Origin of the sequence: Curtobacterium sp. Leaf154, assembly GCF_001424595.1 — a bacterium.
In the GTDB taxonomy this organism is placed as follows: Bacteria; Actinomycetota; Actinomycetes; order Actinomycetales; family Microbacteriaceae; genus Curtobacterium; species Curtobacterium poinsettiae.
Genome location: NZ_LMOS01000005.1, coordinates 1 through 19023, shown reverse-complemented (window position 1 = coordinate 19023; position 19023 = coordinate 1). Strand labels below are relative to the sequence as shown.

The 19023-nt window shown below is 71.4% G+C and carries 15 protein-coding genes and 1 pseudogene; 9 read left to right on the top strand and 7 right to left on the bottom strand.

The genetic code is table 11. The features are described from left to right. Nucleotides 1–227: 227 nt before the first annotated feature. The 6 genes from ASF75_RS10255 (at nt 228) to ASF75_RS10230 (ending at nt 4973) form a co-directional block, all read left to right on the top strand. Entirely contained in the window at nt 228–797 is a 570-nt protein-coding gene (locus tag ASF75_RS10255) for an alternate-type signal peptide domain-containing protein (RefSeq protein ID WP_056071124.1), read from the top strand. Next, complete coding sequence (locus ASF75_RS10250) at nt 794–1381, top strand: hypothetical protein (protein ID WP_042540470.1); 588 nt, start codon at nt 794–796, stop codon at nt 1379–1381. The genes ASF75_RS10255 and ASF75_RS10250 overlap by 4 nt, the downstream gene beginning before the upstream one ends. After that, nucleotides 1378–2646 (top strand): ricin-type beta-trefoil lectin domain protein, encoded by a 1269-nt coding sequence (locus ASF75_RS10245; RefSeq protein ID WP_156463850.1) that lies wholly within the window; start codon nt 1378–1380, stop codon nt 2644–2646. Before ASF75_RS10250 ends, ASF75_RS10245 begins: the two co-directional genes overlap by 4 nt. Next, nucleotides 2643–3287 carry a signal peptidase I gene (locus ASF75_RS10240; protein WP_056071118.1) on the top strand — a complete coding sequence of 215 codons (645 nt, stop codon included), beginning with the start codon at nt 2643–2645 and terminating at the stop codon, nt 3285–3287. The genes ASF75_RS10245 and ASF75_RS10240 overlap by 4 nt, the downstream gene beginning before the upstream one ends. Before the next feature lie 175 nt (nt 3288–3462). Then, a complete protein-coding gene (locus ASF75_RS10235) occupies nt 3463–4056 on the top strand; it encodes a MarR family winged helix-turn-helix transcriptional regulator (protein WP_056071116.1) in 594 nt (197 codons plus the stop codon). Further along, on the top strand, nt 4053–4973 hold the full coding sequence (locus ASF75_RS10230) for an NmrA family NAD(P)-binding protein (protein WP_056071113.1): 921 nt from the start codon (nt 4053–4055) through the stop codon (nt 4971–4973). Before ASF75_RS10235 ends, ASF75_RS10230 begins: the two co-directional genes overlap by 4 nt. On the opposite strand, the gene ASF75_RS10225 is transcribed toward ASF75_RS10230, so the two are convergent. The 3 genes from ASF75_RS10225 to ASF75_RS10215 all read right to left on the bottom strand — a co-directional run bounded on the left by ASF75_RS10225 (nt 4942) and on the right by ASF75_RS10215 (nt 11347). Continuing rightward, nucleotides 4942–5250, bottom strand: a complete 309-nt coding sequence (locus ASF75_RS10225; protein WP_056071110.1) for a hypothetical protein — start codon at nt 5248–5250, stop codon at nt 4942–4944. The two genes, ASF75_RS10230 and ASF75_RS10225, sit on opposite strands and share 32 nt — an antisense overlap. A 5-nt stretch (nt 5251–5255) precedes the next feature. Further along, on the bottom strand, nt 5256–5501 hold the full coding sequence (locus tag ASF75_RS10220) for a hypothetical protein (protein WP_017886949.1): 246 nt from the start codon (nt 5499–5501) through the stop codon (nt 5256–5258). Between the two features lie 374 nt (nt 5502–5875). After that, complete coding sequence (locus ASF75_RS10215) at nt 5876–11347, bottom strand: discoidin domain-containing protein (protein ID WP_056071107.1); 5472 nt, start codon at nt 11345–11347, stop codon at nt 5876–5878. 150 nt (nt 11348–11497) lie between these two features. On the opposite strand from ASF75_RS10215, the gene ASF75_RS10210 reads away from it, so the two are divergent. Continuing rightward, nucleotides 11498–12652, top strand: a complete 1155-nt coding sequence (locus ASF75_RS10210) for a low temperature requirement protein A (RefSeq protein WP_156463849.1) — start codon at nt 11498–11500, stop codon at nt 12650–12652. A 96-nt stretch (nt 12653–12748) separates the two neighbouring features. On the opposite strand, the gene ASF75_RS10205 is transcribed toward ASF75_RS10210, so the two are convergent. The 4 genes from ASF75_RS10205 to ASF75_RS10190 form a co-directional block, all read right to left on the bottom strand. Continuing rightward, entirely contained in the window at nt 12749–14578 is a 1830-nt protein-coding gene (locus ASF75_RS10205) for a BCCT family transporter (protein WP_235517620.1), read from the bottom strand. Nucleotides 14579–14817: 239 nt separating this feature from the next. Next, complete coding sequence (locus ASF75_RS10200; protein WP_056071100.1) at nt 14818–15531, bottom strand: GAF and ANTAR domain-containing protein; 714 nt, start codon at nt 15529–15531, stop codon at nt 14818–14820. Continuing rightward, nucleotides 15528–16241 carry a GAF and ANTAR domain-containing protein gene (locus ASF75_RS10195; protein ID WP_056071097.1) on the bottom strand — a complete coding sequence of 238 codons (714 nt, stop codon included), beginning with the start codon at nt 16239–16241 and terminating at the stop codon, nt 15528–15530. Before ASF75_RS10195 ends, ASF75_RS10200 begins: the two co-directional genes overlap by 4 nt. Continuing rightward, the gene (locus ASF75_RS10190) at nt 16234–17040 is read right to left on the bottom strand and encodes a helix-turn-helix transcriptional regulator (RefSeq protein WP_056071094.1); all 807 of its coding nucleotides are present in this window, start codon (nt 17038–17040) and stop codon (nt 16234–16236) included. The genes ASF75_RS10195 and ASF75_RS10190 overlap by 8 nt, the downstream gene beginning before the upstream one ends. 511 nt (nt 17041–17551) lie before the next feature. On the opposite strand from ASF75_RS10190, the gene ASF75_RS10185 reads away from it, so the two are divergent. Together ASF75_RS10185 and ASF75_RS10180 are read left to right on the top strand one after the other, a co-directional pair. Further along, complete coding sequence (locus tag ASF75_RS10185) at nt 17552–18595, top strand: helix-turn-helix domain-containing protein (RefSeq protein WP_235517618.1); 1044 nt, start codon at nt 17552–17554, stop codon at nt 18593–18595. Between the two features lie 134 nt (nt 18596–18729). Next, nucleotides 18730–19023 (top strand): annotated as a pseudogene (locus ASF75_RS10180) (acyl-CoA desaturase); the annotation flags it as partial.

Sequence of the window (19023 nt, the reverse complement as noted above, 5' to 3'; positions counted from 1 at the left end):
GTGGGTCGTTGTCATGTCATACTCAGCGCAGCAGCAAGGTCGGCCGTCGGCCGGTCACTGCTCGCAGGGTTCGTCTCCTGCACCTGCCACTCCCAGCAGGTCGAGCACCACGTCCCTCGGTCGATGCGCCGCCCCCTCACCAGGGGCCGGCTGCCACCAGCTCATCGAGCTGTTCGCCTGGACACGGTCGACGCGTATCCGACGTTCGACGTCGTAGAGAGCACACCATGCAGAAGATCATCACCGCCTCGATCATCGGCGCCGCTGGCGTCGCACTGCTGCTCGGAGGCGCCGGGACGTTCGCGCTCTGGAACTCCAGCGCAGCGACCGCCGGGGGCCACATCGTCGCCGGTGCGCTCTCGATCAAGCCGACCACGCAGGCGGCGAGCTGGACCGTCAACGGTGGGTCGCCGCTCTCGACCCTGGACGGCTACCCGATCGTGCCGGGCGACGTCGTCACCTACTCGCAGGACATGGTCGTCACCGCGAACGGCAAGGGCTTGAAGGCGACCCTGGCCGTCGATCCGGCTTCGGTCGAGGCCACCTCGACGTCCGCCCCCGCCGACGTCGCGCTGGCGAAGTACCTGTCGGCGAACGCCGTGCTCACCGCGAGCGGTGACGGGGTCTCCGGTGCCGGTGCGCCGTACACGGTGACCGGGCAGACCGGCTCGCAGCAGGACGTCCGCGTCGGGGTGACCATCACGTTCCCGAAGAGCACCACCGCCGGTGTCGAGGACGGCATGCAGAACGGGTCGGTCGACCTCGACGCCATCGCCGTGACCCTGACCCAGGCGTGAAACACCGGCGCCGAGGGGCTGCGCTGACCGGCTGGCCGGCGGCGACGTTGCTCGCCGTCGCCGCGGTGGGGGTCGTGGTCGTCGTCGCGATCTCGACCGACGGTGGCACGTTCGCACTCCTCAGCGCCCGGTCGTCCACCCAGCCGGCGACGATCACCGCCGGTTCGGCGGACCTGTCGCTGAGCAGCCTCACGCTGCCGTCTGCACCGCTGTACCCGGGCGCCACCGAGTTCGGCGTGGTCACCGCGACGAACACCGGGGACGTCCCGCTCGACCTCGGTGTCGCGACGGGACGCGCCGGCACGACGACGGCGTCGGGTTCGGCGTCCGCCGTGCGCAGCGACCTGCGGGTGACCGTGGGCGCTGCGACGTCGGCGGCTGCGTGCCGGTCCGGCAGCGTGCGCCCCACGTGGTCCGGCACCCTCGACTCCACCTCGCCGCGGTCCGCAGGCATCACCCTGCGGCCGGGGGCCGACGTCGTCCTGTGCCTCGCCGTCGCGATGCCGGCGGATGCGGCCGCCTCGCAGCAGGGCCTCAGCGCCGACTTCACCACCACCATCAGCGGGACGCAGGCAGGATCATGACCGACAGCACACGACCTCGACGAGTGCTCCTGCTCGGAGCGACGGCCGCCGCGGTCGTCGCGATCGAGCTCGCGGGCGGCGGGACTGCCTGGGCGACCTGGACCGCTCCGGCGCAGTCCGTCCGGGCCGCGGCCACGACCGGGTCCGTGGCCGTCGGCATCCGTGGCGTCGAGGACCTCGCCACCACGTACTCCTCGGACGCGCTGACCCGCACCGCGCTCGTCACGGTGTCGAACTCGGGGTCCGTGCCCGCGGCCACCACGTTGTCGCTCGCCGCGACCGCCGGATCGGCCCTGTCGAGCGCCGTCCAGGTCGACATCYGGCAGTCCACCAACGCCAACCCCTGCTCGGGCGCTCCGTCCAGTGCTGCGATCACCGGTTCGGGCACGACGATCGCCCCCGTGGCCGCCACCCTCGCTGCCGGTGCCAGCCGTTCGACCTGTGTGCGGACGTCGGTCAGTCAGGGGCAGCGCTTCGACCTGTCCGGAGGCGCGACCACGCTCGACGCGACCGTCACCGCCCGACAGGGATCCTGGACCGGCATCGCGCACGCCCGCGCGGCCCAGGTCATCGCCGACACCGTCACACCGTCCGTGCCGTCGAAGACCGCCGAGACCGACAGCAGCATCACGCTCACGTGGGCAGCGCCCGCGGACACGAGCGGCATCGGTTCCTACGCCGTGTACCGGGACGGCGTCCTGGTCCGCGTCGTGCCGGCGTCCGTCCGGTCCTTCACCGACACCGGGCTGCTGGTCTCGAAGTACTACGCGTACACCGTGCGCTCGGTCGCCACCGGCACGGGCGGCAACGCCTCGCCGATGTCACCGGGCATCCAGCACGCCACCAGGTGGCTCACCGCCACCAGCCGCTACGTCCTGCGGAACGACGCCACCGGCACGTGCATCGCCAGCGGGGGGACGGCCTCCGGCTCGCCGATCGTCACGACGTCCTGCACGACGAGCGCGACCCAGACCTGGCAGTTCACGCCCGAGGACTCCTGGCTCCGGGTCACCTCGCCGTCGAACCCGTCGCTGTACTGGGACGCCCCGAGCGACCGGTCCGCCGTGCTCCGTCCCGTCAACGACATCAGCGCCCAGAAGTGGACGGCCGAAGCGGTCGGCGCGGGCAGCGGGCTCTTCCGGTTCCGCAACCGGAACGACCTGTGCCTGACGGCGTCGAACGGGTCCGGCAGCACCAACACGATGACCGTCGCCGACTGCAGCACGTCCGGCCTCCAGCTGTTCTCGTTGCGATCGACGTCGTGACGTCCGCACCGCCGGAGCGGGAGCAGGCGCCGGTCACCCGCTGGTCGGGCGCACTCCGGCTGCTGGGGCAGACGGTCGCGGTCCTGCTCCTGATCGCCGTGGTGGGGATCGCCGCGCTGGCCATCGCGGTGCCGCGCATCACCGGGTCGGTGCCGCTCACCGTGCTGACGAGCTCGATGGAGCCGGGGATGCCCCCGGGCACCCTGGCGGTCGTCCGCCCGGTGGACCCCGCGGACATCGGCGTCGGCGACATCGTCACCTACCAGATCCGGGTCGACCGGCCCGGGGTGATCTCGCACCGGGTCGTCGCCATCGCCGTCGGTGCCGACGGTCGCCGCCTGTTCACCTTCAAGGGTGACAACAACGCAGCCGTCGACCCCGAGCGGGTCGTCGCCGCGCAGGTCATGGGCCGGGTCTGGTACTCGATCCCCGGACTCGGTTTCGTGAACACCGCCGTCGACGGCGACGCCCGCGCGTGGCTCGTGCCGACGCTGGGCGCCGCGATGATCGGCTACGCCCTGTTCCTGGTGGTGCGGTCGGTGGCCTTCGGCGGAGCCCGCGGAACGTCGCACGGACGTCGTCGACGAGCAGGCCCGGCTGTTCGAGCATCGCGAAGTGCCCGCCGCGCGCGACCTCGTTGAAGAACACCGGGTCGGTGTACCGGTGTAGCCCGTCGACCAGTGTTCGGCCAGCATTCGTCGGCGCAGGTCGTCGAGCTCTGTCCGGGGGACGTCGACGGTGAACGGGGTGATGCGCTCCGTCCTGATCGCAGATGATCTTTGCGCAAGACGATCTTGTTGCGGTACGTTCTTCGCCATGGACAGTCCGATGCCGACCGATGCGCTCCCCGAGATCGACTGGGGTGCCGAGGGGATCGAATCCGAGCTCGGGTGGGCGCTCCCGCTGGCGCTCCAGGGGTTCACGCGGCTGGGCAGCGAAGCGGTCGCCGACGTACCGGGCGGTCCCCGCGGCTACCAGGTGCTCGTCGCGACCACCACCGAGGAACCGTCGTCGCAACTCGGACTCGCGCAGCGCCTCGGGATCGACAAGACGCAGATGACCTACATCGTCGACGCGCTCGAGACGGGCGGGTTCGTCGAACGCCGCCCCGCCCCGACGGACCGGCGGGTGCGGCAGGTCCACCCCACCGACGCCGGCCGGGCCCTGCTCGCCCGGACGCGGTCCGCCCTGCGCAGCGCCGAGGGCGTGCTCATGCGGCACCTCGACGACGACGAACAGGCGACGCTGCGCCGGCTGCTGGCCCGCGTCGCCCTCACCGCCGGGCTCGGCACCGCCGGACCGGACCAGGCAGACCCCTCGTTCCAACATCCCCTCGCCGTCCCGGAGCGATCCCGACGGCGCACCACGACGACCACGTCGACCACCACTGCAGTGAGGCCCCGCCCATGACCACCACCATCCTCGTCGCCGGCGCCACCGGTGACCTCGGGCACCGCATCGTCCGCGAACTCACCCAGCACGACGTGCGGGTGCGGGTCCTCACCCGGCCCGGCAGCAGGACCGCCGACGAGCGCTTCGGGGACGACCCCCGGGTCGACGTCGTCACCGCCGAGTACAGCGACCACGACGGCCTGACCCGGGCCGTCAGCGGATCCGACGTCGTGGTCTCCGCCGTGAGCGGGACCCGCCCGGTGATCGTCGACGTCCAGCGTGCGCTGCTCGCGGCGACCGTGGCGGCGGGCGTCCGGCGGTTCGTCCCGTCCGACTACTCCGCCGACTACCGGCGGATCGCACCCGGCACGAACCGCAACTTCGAGCTGCGACGCGAGTTCGCCGCCGACCTCGACGCCGCCCCGGTGCAGGCGACCTCGATCCTGACGGGCATGTTCACGGACCTGCTCACCGGCGACGCCCCGATGATCCTGTTCGGTCGTCGGCTCGTGCTGTTCTGGTCGTCGGCGGACCAGGTGCTCGACTTCACCACGAAGGACGACGTCGCCCGGGTCACGGCGCTCGCCGCACTGGACGACGATGCTCCGCGGGTGATCGAGATGGCGGGCGACCGGGTCACCGCCCGCGACGTCGCACACACCATGAGCGACCTGACGGGGGAGCGCTTCCGGCTGCAGTGGGCTGGCACCACCGGCACGCTGTCCGCGATGAGCGCCGTCGGCAGGCGTCTGTCGAAGAACCCGGACGAGACGTTCCCGGCGTGGCAGGGGATGCAGTACTTCGTGAGCATGTTCAGCGGGCAGGCGGAGCTGCACCACGTCGACAACGACCGCTACGGCGTGCAGTCGTGGACGAGCGTCCGTGACGTGCTCCGCGCACACCTCAGCGCGCAGGGCCACCCGGCGACGGACTGACGGGCGCGGTGCGCGGTCGTCGGCGGCGCAGCAGGAACGCGAGCCCGACGACGACGACCGGCACCAGCGCGAGTGCGGCGAGCCAGACGAGGACGTCCCACTCGGGCGAGAGCGGCACACCGAGTGCACTCGACGACGTCCGCCAGACCTGGTCGCCGGGCCCCTCGTGCTCGGTGGCCCCGGTGACCGGGAACAGCAGTGCCGTCACCAGCGCCCAACCCACCAGCACCACGACGGCGATCAGGGTCCACGGGCGCGGAGCGGACTGGGCCGGCATCTGTGTCACCGGGCCGCGGCACGCGAGCGCTCGGCCCGGGTGCCCCACCACGTCGCGACCAAGGCTGCTGCCCCGAGTGCGAGCCCGACGACGCCGGATCCGAGACACGGGATGAGGACGAGGCCGAGGCCGATGTTCGCACCACCGCCTTCGGGGCCGAAGAACGCGTCGTACATCAGGGCACCGACGCCGAGGAACCCCACGGCGAGGAGCACGGTGCTGACCCAGTGGAGTGTGCGGGCTGTGGTCATGGTGGTCGTTCCCCTCGGGAGTGCGGTTGACGAATCCTCGCACGGTCGCTCCGCGACACATTCCCCGAGCGGCATCAGTCGATCCGCACGCGTTCCACCGTGCGCTCCGTCCTGTCCGCGATCGGTGGCTCAACCATGCCGCACGCCGGACCGGACCGGTGTCTCGATCCTGCAACGACTCAGTCGTGCCGACAGGCGGACTGGAGGCCCGGTGCCAGCTGGCACCGCGCCTCCAGTCCGGCGGTTGGTCGCGTCCACCGCTCGGACCGAGTCGGACGCCGGAACCTGCGGACGGCGGTCAAGTGGTCCGGATCGTGCAGGCCTTCGCGACGACGTCGCCGCCGGACAGGTGTGCGGGAAGCGGGGCGTCAGCGCTACCGGATCTCGAGGTCGTACAGCGAGTAGCCGTACGGGGTCGCCCGCTCGACACCGTGCACGCGGACGTACCGCCACGAGCCGTCCAGGTCGTGCCGGTCGGTGCCGCCGTTGCCGTCCGTCTCGGTGGCGAGCGTCGTCCACCCGTCGTCGCCGGCGTTCCGCGCCTCGATCCGGTAGGAACGTCCGAAGGCGTCCTCCCACCGGAGCACCGCTCCGTGCAGACGGTGCGGTGCTCCGAGGTCGACGGCGAGCCACTGGTCGTCGGTGTGCCCGCTCGCCCAGCGTGACCCCGGGTCGCCGTCCACGGCGTTCCGTGCGGGGACGCCGTCGCCCTCGTCGGCCGATGACGACACGGTCGCCCGTCGTGCCAGGTCCGGCGTCGGTTCGCCCTGCGTCGAGGTGACGCGGAGGTCCCAGAGGGAGACACCGAACGCGGTGTGCCGGCGGTCCGCGACGACCCGGACCCAGCGGCCGGTGACGTCGTCGCCCTCCAGCCGGTGGATCACCTCGCCGCCGGTCCCGTGGGCTTCTTCCGCGACGGTCCGCCAGGGGGCGTCTTCGTCGTCGCGGACCTGGACGCGGTAGGCCTCGGCCCACGCGGCCTCCCAGTCGAGCTGCACCTGGTCGATCGGCACGACCTGCCCGAGGTCGACCGCCAACCACTCACCGTCGCGTGCTGCGCTCGCCCACCGGGTCCGGGCGTCGCCGTCCACCGCATTGCCGCCGGACAGGTCGCCGCGCTCGTCCGACGAGGTGGTGACGGGCTTGCCGGCGGCCACGTCGCGAGAGCGGGCGGGTGCCGTTCCGCCGTCGTCGTCACCGTCGGTCGCCTCGTCGAGGGTCGTGACGGTGGCCGTCCCGGATGCTCCCGGCACGGTGGCCGTGACCGTCGCGGTCACACCGCCCTCGGCCGCTGCGGTGACGACACCGTCCGGTTCGACACTTCCGCCGCCGTCGACGGCCCACTCCGGGCGGTCCGCGGCGAGCCGCCCGCCGAACCCGTCGTGGTCGAACCCGTAGGCCGCCATCCGGACCGTGTCACCGGCGCGGACGGTCGTGGTGCGTGGTGCGACGAGCACGTCCTCGACGTCGACGGTCGAGGCCGCCGGGGTGCCGGACACGTGCACCTCCCAGATGGAGTACCCGTACCCGGTGAGCCGGTCGGTCAGGTGCAGGCGCACGAACCGGGCGGTCTCGCCGACGGACACCGTGTCCGCGTCGGCGGTGGTCTTGTCGACCGTCCGCACGTCGCGCCAGGGGCTGTCGGCGGTGTCCCGGACCTGCAGGACGTACCGGGCGGCGGCCGCGTTCTCCCAGTCCACCCGGACGGTGTCGACGTCGGTCAGGGCCCCGAGGTCGATCGTGTAGTCGACCTCGTCCACACCGTGCGAGCTCTCCCACCGGGTGCTCCGGTCGCCGTCGACGGCCTTCCCGGCGACGTTGCCGCCGTCCGAGGAGCTCGCGTCGACGTCGGCACCCGCTGCGGCGTCGGGGATCGACGTCACCGAGGCGACGACCGCCGAGCCCTCGACACCGCCACCGGTCGCGACGACGTACCCGGAGCCCGCGGCTGTGGTCGTCACGGTGCCGTCGCTCCCGGCGCTTCCGGCACCGGTGTACGACCAGGTGACGTCGGCGGGCAGGGCCGCCGGGTCGCCGTACTGGTCGTGGCCGGCGGCACGGAACCGCTGTGGCGTCCCGACGACGAGCCGGTCGAAGCCGGGCGTGACGTCGAACCCGGTGAGGACCGGTGCCGGTGCGACCCGGAAGGCGTACGACCCGTGCACGCCGCCGATCGTGGCGGTGACGGTCGCCCGCTCCGCGCGCTCCGATGCACGGTGGACGCCGTTGGCGCTGATCGTGCCGGTGTCGGTCGACCAGGTGACGTCGTCCAGCGCGACGGTGGCGCCGTACTGGTCGTAGCCGGTGGCGGTGAAGGTCGTGGTCGCACCGGGGACGATCGTCTTCGGGGCTCCCTGGGCGCTGACGACCACCTCGGTGAGCCGCGCGTCCAGGTGCGACGTGATCTGCGTCTGCGCCGGGACCGCGATCTGGCCGATCACCTCGGTGCCCTCGTAGACGTCGTACGTGTGCTGCACGGTGTCGGGGTTGTCGAGCACGTAGCTGATCGTGCCGTCCGGTGCGCGGAACACCTGGCTGAGCGGGTCCGAGGTGTGCCGGTCGGTGACCTCGGTGCCGACGGTCCGGTTCGACATCGCCTGGTGGTAGACCAGGCCGGCCATCGACTGCCCGGTCACGGCCGGGTCGTCGGCCTTCCACAGCGCGGCGTGCACGTCGGCGTAGGTGTCCGGGTCGTACTGCCCGAGGAACCCGAGGACGACGTTGCCGAGCGCGTCGCCCATGCCGCTGAACACCCGTGCGGCGTGCTCGGTGTCCTCGCCGGGGGTGTGGTCGGTGAGGTCGACGCCGTACAGCTGGTCGATGGTCCGGGTGTCGGCGCGGAAGTCGTCCACCAGGAACGGCATCAGCGGGGACGGGGTCGGCCAGTCCTGGGGCCTCCGGTCGGCGGTGGGACCGTCGAGCTCGGTGGGCACCAGCGAGTCGGGCAGGTTCTCCGGGGTCCAGTACCGGTCCGGGAACACCACCCGTCCGTCGTCGTCCACGCTCACCAGCAGGGTGTCGGTGGCCGGGTCGTACAGGGGGTTCGCTGCGGTTCGTCGGGTGACGTACCCGGGGTGGTTCGTCTCGACGGCGCGGATCGCGTCCTGCAGCTCACCGATCGCGGCCGGCCGGTCACGGGTGATCTTCACGTCGCCGTAGCTGCCGACGCCCCACCACTTCTTCGTGAGCATCTGGATGCGTGCCGCGTTGCCGTCGGTGACCCCGGCCTGCCCGATGGACTCCGGGCGGGCGGCCATCATCTCGCGCATCAGGGCCTTCGAGAAGCCGGGATCCCAGCCGAAGTAGTCGAACCACGGGGCGATCGGCATCCACTGGATGCCGGAGATCCAGGCGGGGTCGCCGGAGAAGTACGTGGCGTGGGCCTGCCCGGAGTCGAACAGGATCCCCGCCTGCCCGTGCTCGTACTCGTCCGGGAACGCGCCGTTGCCGTCGTACGACGCCGAAGCGGGGTTGCCGCGGGCGTTCTGCCAGTACGCGCGGACGGCGGCCCGCTCGGTGACGTACTGCACCGCACCGGCGGCCTGCATCTCGTCGTCGCCCAGGACCGAGCCGAGCAGGAAGAGCCCCGCCTCGGACTGGATCGCCTCGGACGAGGACTCCTGGTTGTTGCCGCCGGGGGACGACACACCACCGGCGTTCGACCGGCCCTCCCAGACCCCGAACGTGCGCATGTGCGGGAACCGGGCGTCGTCGCGGTCCCAGTTCGCGTACTGCTTCGCGACGAGCGTCGCCATGCCCTGGTACTTCGCCGCCCACGCGTGGTCGACCCGGCCGAGCATCGCCGTCGCGACCGCGAAGTAGCCGTAGTGGAAGTGGTTGTCGTTGAACTGCGCGGACCCGTACGAGTCGGCGAACCCGATCAGGGCCTTCCACGTCGGGTACATCGCGAAGAAGTGTTCCGCCTCGCCGTCCGTGTACGTGTACCAGTCGGTCAGGGCGCGCTCGAGGGTGTCCTGCAGCGTCCGGGCGTCCTCGGTGGCACCGATCTGCCGCGCGATCGTCATGTACTCGGCGAGCTGCAGGACGTCCTTGCCGCCCCAGTAGGTGTCCCCGCCGTACGTCGTCTTCGCGGCGTAGTCGTGCAGGTACTCGCGCATGATGCGCTCGGAGTACGGGTCGTCGCCGACCGCCTCGGGTGTGGCGCCGATCGGGGTCATGCCCGTGAACGCGTAGTCCAGGGTCCAGCCGCCGTGGCCGACGGTGGTCCGCATGGTGCCGCGCGGGGTCTCGTAGGTGGCGCCGGTGAAGCGCAGGTTCGTGGTGGCGTCGGCGTACTGGTGCTGCAGCCAGCCCTGGACGGTGTCGTGGCTGTCGCCCTGCAGCGTGTCGGTGCGGATCGACCACTGCTGGCGGACGTTCGCCGCCGCCGGGTCGTACGCGTACGTCATCGTCGTGTCACGGGGGACCGCGAACGCGGTGCCGTGCAGGTCGTCGAGGGACAACCCCTGCTCGGGCACCGCGCTGAGCACCAGGTAGGGCGTGCCGGATGAGGCCTCCAGCGCGTTCCCGACACGGGTGAAGGTCGTCCCGTCGGGGGCGTGCACGCCGAAGACGTGGCCGTCCTGGCGGATCTCGAACCGGTCCGTCGTCACCGGCAGGTCGAGCGGTTCGCCGTCCCCATCGGTGATCTCGGCACCGTCCTGCAGGGTGAGGCGCGGGGTCATGCCGTGGAACTCGAACCACTCGTACGGCGAACCCTGCACGCTCGTGACGTCCATGTACTGCCCGCCCGGGCCGTCCTGCGGCATCCGCCAGCTGACGTTCCAGTCACCCCAGCGGAGCGCATCGGCCTGCTTCGCCCGGAACGTGGTCGCGAAGCGGTCAGCGAGGCCGTCCGGGGCGTCGGTGAGCAGGACCTGGTCGACCAGGACGTGTGCCCACCCGGCCCGCAGGTCGTCCACGATCCGGAGCTGCGCGGACTGCCCCCGGTGCGCGGAGACGTCCCAGCTGTCCCACCGCAGCTGTTCGCTGTCCGTCCCGGTGCTGCTCGCCACGACGTCGCCGTCGACCAGCAGCTGCACGGCTTCGTGGTCGGGGTGCCGGCCGCCGCCGACCAGGAACGCCAGGGTCGAACGGTCGATCGTGAACGCCGGCGACGTGAGGGTGCCGGTCGCGCCGTCGCCGTCCTCGTCGCTGAACGAGTTCAGGAAGCGTCCGCCGAGCCACCCGGAGACCGCGCTCTGCCCGGCGGCCGTCCCCGTGGCCGTTGCCGTGAACGCGTCACCGGTCGCGGTCCAGCCGTCGGGCAGTCCGTCCTCGAAGTCCGCCAGGGTGCGGTCGCTCGCGTCCGGGCTCGGTTCGACGGTCCCGCCGACCGTCACCGGTGCCTCCAGACGCATCGCCGTGCCGTCGCTGTTCCACCGCGTCGGGATCGTGAGCTTCGTGCCCGCGGCACTGTTCGACGAGACGAACGGGTACGCCCACATGTCGCCGGAGTACTTGCTGACCAGCAGGTCCGTCCACCACTGGTTCGTGGGCACCGGCTCGCCGGCCTTCGACGGATCGATGTACAGCTCCTGGTCGAGCGTCTTCCGCACGTCCGCGATGTCGGTGATCTCGTCGGGCGGGGTCGGCGCGTAGGAGCCGGCACCCACCTGCACGCCGTCGGCGGCGGGACCGACGCGGGACGAGCCTCCAGGCTGCTCCTGCGGTGCGGCAACCGCAGCACCCGGATCGGCCGGCGACCGCCGGGTGTCGGACGTCGCGGCGTGCGCCGGGGTGACGGCGGACGCCAGCAGCGTGGCGACGGTCAGGGCGCCGGCTGCGGCGCTGACGGCCGCTCGGCGGAACGACCTGGGACGGACGGCGGGACGCGGTGAGCTCACCGGGACTCCTGTCGGAACGGTTCGGCCGCGCACGACGTACACGGCCGTGGGCGGCGGGGTCTGGTGGTGCTGGGCTGCACCCGGACAGATCGGCAGCACCGGTCCCGCCGTCAGCAGTCCGCGTTCTGGGGATGCCCTACCGTTGGCCCCATGCCGACCATCGGACTGCGCCGGATGGTGCCGCGCGACCCCGACCAACGACACCGGGCAGCGAGTCCGCTCGAGCTCCTGTTCGACCTGGTGTTCGTCGTCGCCGTGGGCTTCGCCGCCACCAACCTGCACGAGATCGAGGTCGAGGGGCACGTCACCTCGGCCGTCCTGGCCTACGGGTTGGTGTTCTTCTCGATCTGGTGGGCGTGGATGAACTTCACCTGGTTCGCCACGTCGTTCGACACCGACGACTGGCTCTACCGGGTGATGACCTTCGTGCAGATGGCGGGGGTGCTCGTCCTCGCCGCCGGGGTGCACGCGGCGATGGTCGAGGACGACTTCACGATCGGCGTCATCGGCTACGTCGTCATGCGGCTGGCGCTGGTCGGGCAGTGGATCCGCGCCGCCGCGTCCTCCACCCGCTCCCGCCGCACCGCCGTCCTGCACGCCGTCGGCGTCACGGTCGTGCAGCTGCTCTGGGTGCTCTCCCTGGCCCTGCCCGACGACGTCTGGGGGTACGCGGCACCGTTCCTCGTGCTCGCCGAGCTGTCCGTGCCGATCTGGGCACAGACCTCGACGGGGACGACCCCGTGGCACACCCGGCACCTGGCCGAGCGGTTCTCGCTGTTCACCCTCATCGTCCTGGGCGAGGGACTGGTGGCCTCGGCCGGTGCGGTGATCGACGCCCTCGCGCACACCGAGCACCTCGGAGCCCTGCTGGCGCTCGCGGGCTGCGGACTGGTGATCACCGTCGGCATGTGGTGGATCTACTTCTCCCGCGAGCAGCACGCGCACATCCGCTCGCTGCCCACCGCGCTCGTGTTCGGCTACGGCCACTTCTTCGTCTTCGCCGCCGCCGGCGCGCTGCCGGCCGGCATCGAGGTCGCGGTCAGCGCCGACGCCGGACACGTCGCACTGTCGTCCGCCTCGGTCGCCGCGACCGTCGCGGTGCCGGTCGCGGTGTTCGTGCTATCGATCTGGGCGCTCGCGATCCGGCCGTCGTTGTCCACGCGGGCCAACGCCGCGGTGGTGGCCCTGGTGCTCGTCGTCCTCGCGTCGATCGCGGTGCCGGCGGTGTCGCTGCCGCTCACCGCGCTCGCCGTGGCGGCGGTCGTCGTGACCCTCGAGGTCGCGTCCGCGCGGACCGACACCTGACGGACGACGGACGACGGACGACGGACGACGGACGGGAGGCACGGTGCCAGCTGGCACCGTGCCTCCCGTCCGTCAGGTGGTCGCGTCGACGGCCCGTCAGCGCTCCGGCTGCTCCGTCGCCGACGTGTCGGCCGACGTCGGACGCGCGTCGAGGCTCGGGTCGACCGCCGGGTCGGGCGAGATCGACTCGGGGCGCACGGGGAAGTCCTCGAGCGCACCGGCCTCCACCGTCGGAGCCGCGGCTCCGCGGCCACCGCGCACGCGGCTCTTCACCGCTGCCCACGGACGGCCGAGAGCGGACCGTGCGGGACGCTCGGAGGGCGCCTCGACCTCGAGCCCGTAGTAGGCGCCGACGTGCTCGAGCAGGACCTCGCGCTCGGCCTTGTCGTAGGCCCGGCGCTCGCGGGTGAAGGCGATGATCGTCGACCAACAGGTCAGGATCAGGACGATGCTGAACGGCAACGCGGTCGTGATCGCCGCGGTCTTCAGCGCGTTCAGCCCGCCGCTCAGCAGCAGTGCGACGGCGAGCAGTGCCGACACAGCGGCGAAGAAGACGCGCAGCCAGTTCTTCGGTTCGATGTCGCCACCCGAGGCGATCATCGCCATCACGAGCGACCCGGAGTCGGACGAGGTCACGAAGAACACGCCGATGAGCAGGATCGCGCCGTAGGTCAGCACCACGCCGGCGGGCAGGTCACCGAGCAGTGCGAACAGGGACCCCTCGATGTCGACCGAGCCGTCCGAGCCGACGAGGCCGCCTGCACCGTCGGTCTGGCGGTGGATGGCCGCACCACCGAGGACGGCGAACCACAGGAACGTGAGCGCGGTCGGCACCAGGAGGACACCGAACACGAACTGGCGGACCGTGCGGCCCTTGGAGATGCGGGCGATGAAGACACCGACGAACGGCGCCCACGACATCCACCAGCCCCAGTAGAAGGTGGTCCAGGCGCCCTGCCAGGCCTCGCCCTCGGCACCCTGCTGCGCGGTGACGTTGAACGACAGGCCGACGATGTTCTGCAGGTAGGAGCCGATCGACTGCACGAAGTCACGCAGCAGGAACTGCGTCGGACCGACGATGAGCACGAAGAGCAGCAGCGCGGCGGCGAGCAGCAGGTTGAAGTTCGACAGGATCTTCATGCCCTTGGTCACACCGGTGACGAGCGAGACGATCGTGACGGCGGTGATCACCGCGATGATGGCGATCTGACTGACGATGCTGCTGTCGGCGATGCCGGCGCTCTCGAGTCCGGCGCCGATCTGGATGACGCCGAGGCCGAGCGAGGTCGCGACACCGAACAGCGTGCCGACCAGGGCGATGACGTCGATCAGGTTGCCCCAGCCGCCGCGGACGCGGTTGCCGAGCAGCGGTTCGAGCGCCCAGCGGATCGACACCGGGCGACCCCGGCGGTGGATCGCGTAGGCCAGGGCGAGGCCGAGGACGACGTAGATCGCCCATGCGTGCAGGCCCCAGTGCAGGAAGGTCTGGGTCAGTGCCTGCTGCGCGAGTTCCTTCTCGTTGCCGGTGACGCCCGGGCGCGGGGAGGCGAAGTGACTGAGGGGCTCGGAGACGCCGTAGAACACGAGGCCGATGCCCATGCCGGCGGCGAACAGCAGCGCGAACCACGAACCGGTCGAGAACTCGGGCTCGTCCTGGTCCTTGCCGAGCTTGATGTCACCGAAGCGGCTGAAGCCGACGAACAGCGAGAAGCCGACGAAGAACGCGGCGATCAGCACGTAGTACCAGCTGAAGTTCTGGACGATGCCGTCCTGCAGTCCGACGAACATCGCCTCGGCGGTGGAGGGGGAGATCAGGGTGAAGGCCACGAACCCCAGCACGATGACGGCTGCGGGCCAGAACACCCACCGCCGCAACTGCGGTGTCGTGGTCACGGGTCCGGGCAGGGGAGGAGTGGTGCTTGCCATGCAGTCCATGGTGCCTGCTCGCGTTCCTGTGTGTTCTGCCAGGCGTGTCTTGCGCGCGCGGCGCGCGGCCGTGGACGTGCGGCTGGGCGGACTGGAGGCGCGGGGCGGGCTGGTGCCGCGCCTCCAGCCCGTGGGGTATACCGCTTGCCGTCACCTGCGATCACGAGCTCGACGGACGTTCCGCAGCGCTGTGCGCTGGAGCCTGCCCGTCGGCGTTCGTCGGCGTTTATCCGGACCGGTCAGGGGACGAGTCGGCGCTGCACGACCGCGCGGGCCACCTCGGAGAGCGGCTCGCGGTGCTCGAGCGCGTACCCGCGGATCACCGCGAAGGCATCCTCGATCGAGACACCCCGCAGGTACGACACGACGCCCTTGGCCTGCTCGATGACCTCGCGCGAGCCGATGGTGCGCTGCAGCTGCGCGCGGACGACCTCGTGTTCGCGCAGGGACCGCTCGTGCAGGATGCCGATCGTCGCCACGTCGGCCAGGGCACGGGCGACGCGCAGGTCCGATTCCCCGAGGGCACCCACGGCGATGCCGAACAGGTTGAGTGTGCCGATGACGGTGCTGCCCAGCCGGAGCGGGACGGCGTGCACCGACCGGAACCCGAGTTCGACCGCGCCCGTGCGGAACATCGCCCACTCCGCCGGCGCTGACTCGATGTCCGGGCAGGCCACGACCCGTCCGGTCGCGAACGAGGTCATGCAGGGTCCGGCCTCGGCGTCGAGCTGCAGGACCTCGACGAGCCGGCTCGCTTCAGAAGTCGAGGCCACGACCTCGAGCTCCTGGTCGTCGTTGGCCAGCAGGATGCCCGCAGCGTCGATGCCGAGTACCTCGGCGCAGGTCTCGACCGGGGTCTGCAGCAGCTCCACGACGTCGTAGGCGTCCACCAGGGTGTCGGCGAGCGACGTGAACGTCTCGAGGATCCGGGCTTCTCGGCCTGCCGTCGTCACTGGACCTCCTCGATCAGGTCGCCTCGCTTCTCGAACCGGACCGTGCCGTCGAGGATCTCCTCCGCCACCCGGCGCATGGTCGTCCGGCGGGCGAAGGCATGGCCCTGCAACAGCAGGTAGGCGTCCTCGGGGCTGATGTCGAGCTGCGCGAGCACCACACCGGTGGCCTGGTGGACCACGCGCCTGGACGACGGGCTCCGGTCGAGCAGGGCGTCGTCCTGGTCCGCGATGGAGCGGAGGGCTCGGCGGAGCACCCGGCGGCTGACTGCGGAGGCGAGGGTCATGGCCTGGCGCACGGTGTCGTCCTCGATCGTCGCGGGCTGCGGGACGTACACGTCGATCGCGCCGAGCGGGAACGGCCCGAAGGCGACCGGGAAGGCGAAGACCGCGCCGACGGGTTCGCTCCGGACGGCTTCGTTGAAGGCGGGCCACGCGGCGTTCGGACGCTCCACCAGATCCGTCTCCAGCACCGGGGCATCGGTCGAGAGCGCGGCCCAGCACGGTCCCTCGGACAGGTCGAGCTGGATCTCGTCGATCCGGGTGGCGACCTCGTCGGTCGCGGACACGGTCTCGCTCGGGCACAGCTCACCGAAGGTCGAGATCGAGACACCGCCCATCGGCAGCGCGAGCGCGAACGGCCGACTGAGTTGGTCGTCGGCGACGTCCGCCGACCGGAGCGCACGGAGTGCACGCTCGAATGCGTCATCCATGGGCGCCTTCCCTGCCGTCTCTCGATCCTACGCGCTGGGCGGTGTCGGACGACCCCGACGGCGCGGGCACGTTCGGCGGTGGGCCGGCACGCCAGGCCGGGAGCTCGGCGCACGGGTACGTCCCCTGCTCGTCCTGCACCCGGAGCATCGCGTCCAGGGCCACCAGCGTCACGCCGGAGGTCTCGCGCACCACCGTCCGCACCGCGTTGCCGAGCAGGAACGCCATCAGGTCCTCGCTGCCGCCGTCCGGCCGGTAGTCGCGCCATGGACCGGCCCCAGCACGCTGCAGCGCCCCGGCGAGCACCGTCTGGGGGTCGTCGACGTCCACCTCGCAGTCCAGCACCAGCCGGAAGCGCCGCTGGTTCCGGTCCGACAGGCTCGGCGCGCCGTCCTCGTCGTCCTCGCAGTCCTCGCCGTCCTCGGGCGCGAAGGAGCGCAGCGCCGACGAGGGCGCGATCCCGTAGGCCTCACGGAACGCCGCAGCCATCCGACCCGCGTTGCTGAACTGCCACCGCTGGGCGATCGCCGCGATTGTCCGCCGGTCGGGTGTACCGGATGCCGCCTGCAGGTTACGACGCACCCCCTCGAGCCGCACCGCGCGCAGGAAGGCGCCCGGCGTCTGCCCGATCTCCGTCCGGAACCGCTTCTGCAGACTCCGCGGCGACAGCTGGACCGCCGCGGCGACGTCCGTGACGGTGATGTGGGTCGTCGCGTGCTCCTGGACGAACCGGAGCGCGTCCCGCACGGCACGTGAGAGCCGAGGCGGGACGTCCCGTGCCGCACCGCTCCCGTCGTTCATGGGCCGACCGTACGGGAACCGTCCACGGTGCGTTGCCAGGACCCCGATCCGGGCCGCGGATGATCCGCCAGACGCGGTCAGGTGTCAACCCCTGACGTGACGGGAACCGTCCTGTTGATACTGAAAGTGTCTCGTGCGCCGCTGGTCGAAGCAGTGCACCACATCGAACCGACAGGGAGGCGCGATGGGACACGCACAGGGAACCTCGACCATGGTCATCGACTCCGTCGTGCGACAGCAGGTCGTCCACACCGAACGGATCCGGGCACTCGCCCCGACGGACCCGACGGACATCCGGGTGCAGCCGGTCGACGCCGGGTGCTGGCGGGTCGTCGACGCTGCATCCGCCTGGGGGGGACCCGGACATGCTCCTCGGCTGCGTCGAGCGCACTGTCGACGGGGTCGACTGCACGCTCATGGCGACACTGCACGAACAGGAACGGCTTGCGAGCCTGCGGGACGCCCGCTCCTGGTTCGAGCAGCGATGCGGACAGCACCTCGACGAGGCACCGTGTTGACCGCGGTCCACGGGGACGACGCGGCCCGGACCGTCACCGCGCGGATCGACACCCAGCGCCGCCACCCCGAACGCTCCGGCACCGACCGGTCCTTCGCCGCGCGCGTGCTCGCCCAGGCCGGGCACGGTCGTGACGTCCGCTTCGACGTCGACGACGACAGTTCCCGGCTGCCCTTCCGGTTCCGGTACCGAACCCGCCGGGACGGATGCGTGAGCCTCGTCACGGCGTCGGCGACCTCCGGCTTCTCCGGGACCTTCGAACCCGTCGACCGCATCGTCGTCGGGTGGTCGAGTACCGGTGGCGTCCGGATCGCCGTCCAGGACGGTGCCGTCCTCGAGACCCGGCCCGGCACGCCCGTCCGGATGCCGACGTCGGGGGAGTTCTCCGTCCGCGCCCCGACGGGCACGCTGCAGCTGGTGAGCATCGACCGGTCACTCCTCGACCAGGTGCGCTCCTCGCTCGGAGCCGCGGCGCCGGAGCTGCCGGACCGAGGTGCCGAACCCGCCGCGGGGGTGCTCGAACACCTGCGCCGGTGCGTCGAACAGGTGGCGGTCACCGCGACGCGTGACGGCTTCACCCAGGGCGCCAGGACCAGCGCGCAGGTCGCGCTCGTCGAGGCCGTCCTCGGAGCGTTCGGGACGCGGGTGCCCGTGATCCTCCGGCGTGCCGTGACCCCGTCGACGGTCGAACTCGCCATGGCGTACCTCGAAGGACACTGCGATCAGCAGCTCTGCCTCGCCGACATCTGCGACGCGGTGGGTGTGAGCCCCCGCACGCTCCAGACGGCGTTCATGCGGGAACACGGCGTCTCGCCGATGACGTTCCTGCTGCGGATGCGGCTCGACCGGGTGCGCGCGGCGCTGGAGTCCGGCAGCCGGCAGGAGACCAGTGTGAGCGAGGCGGCCCTGACATGGGGCTTCCGTCACCTGGGGCGCTTCTCAGGCACCTACTTCCGCCGATTCGGCGAGTACCCGGGCCAGACGTTGCGCGCATCGTCCGGTGCGTGCGCAGCGGGTCCGGAGCGACACGCGGGGTGATCTCGAAGGTCGTGCGACGTGTTCCGGACACCACGGTGAACACGCAAGTTCGGCCCCTAGGGTCGCCGCAAGCGCAATCGCGTGAACTCTCTCGAACCGGTCGAAGGACCGATCCGTGACTGAAAGCGGTCCACATGACCACTACTCCGCTCGCTCCGGGTTACACCCGCACTCGCCCCGCTACGGGAGCCCGAAAGGGCACCTCGACCTACTCCGCGCTCCTGGCGCAGGTGAAGGAGAACGGCCTGCTCCGCCGTCGTACCGGTTTCTACTGGGCACTGTTCAGCGCACTCGTCGGCAGCCTCGCCCTCACCTGGGTCGCGTTCGCGTTCCTGGGTGACTCGTGGTTCCAGCTGATCGTGGCCGGTGCGCTGGGGGTGCTGTTCACGCAGTTCGCGTTCCTGTCGCACGAGGCTGCGCACCGTCAG

Coding starts and splice junctions, on each gene's coding strand:
- ASF75_RS10210 (WP_156463849.1), top strand. CDS start 11,498: ATGCCGACCATCGGACTGCGCCGGATGGTGCCGCGCGACCCCGACCAA.
- ASF75_RS10225 (WP_056071110.1), bottom strand. CDS start 5,250: ATGCCGGCCCAGTCCGCTCCGCGCCCGTGGACCCTGATCGCCGTCGTG.
- ASF75_RS10235 (WP_056071116.1), top strand. CDS start 3,463: ATGGACAGTCCGATGCCGACCGATGCGCTCCCCGAGATCGACTGGGGT.
- ASF75_RS10205 (WP_235517620.1), bottom strand. CDS start 14,578: ATGGCAAGCACCACTCCTCCCCTGCCCGGACCCGTGACCACGACACCG.
- ASF75_RS10195 (WP_056071097.1), bottom strand. CDS start 16,241: ATGGATGACGCATTCGAGCGTGCACTCCGTGCGCTCCGGTCGGCGGAC.
- ASF75_RS10255 (WP_056071124.1), top strand. CDS start 228: ATGCAGAAGATCATCACCGCCTCGATCATCGGCGCCGCTGGCGTCGCA.
- ASF75_RS10230 (WP_056071113.1), top strand. CDS start 4,053: ATGACCACCACCATCCTCGTCGCCGGCGCCACCGGTGACCTCGGGCAC.
- ASF75_RS10220 (WP_017886949.1), bottom strand. CDS start 5,501: ATGACCACAGCCCGCACACTCCACTGGGTCAGCACCGTGCTCCTCGCC.
- ASF75_RS10190 (WP_056071094.1), bottom strand. CDS start 17,040: ATGAACGACGGGAGCGGTGCGGCACGGGACGTCCCGCCTCGGCTCTCA.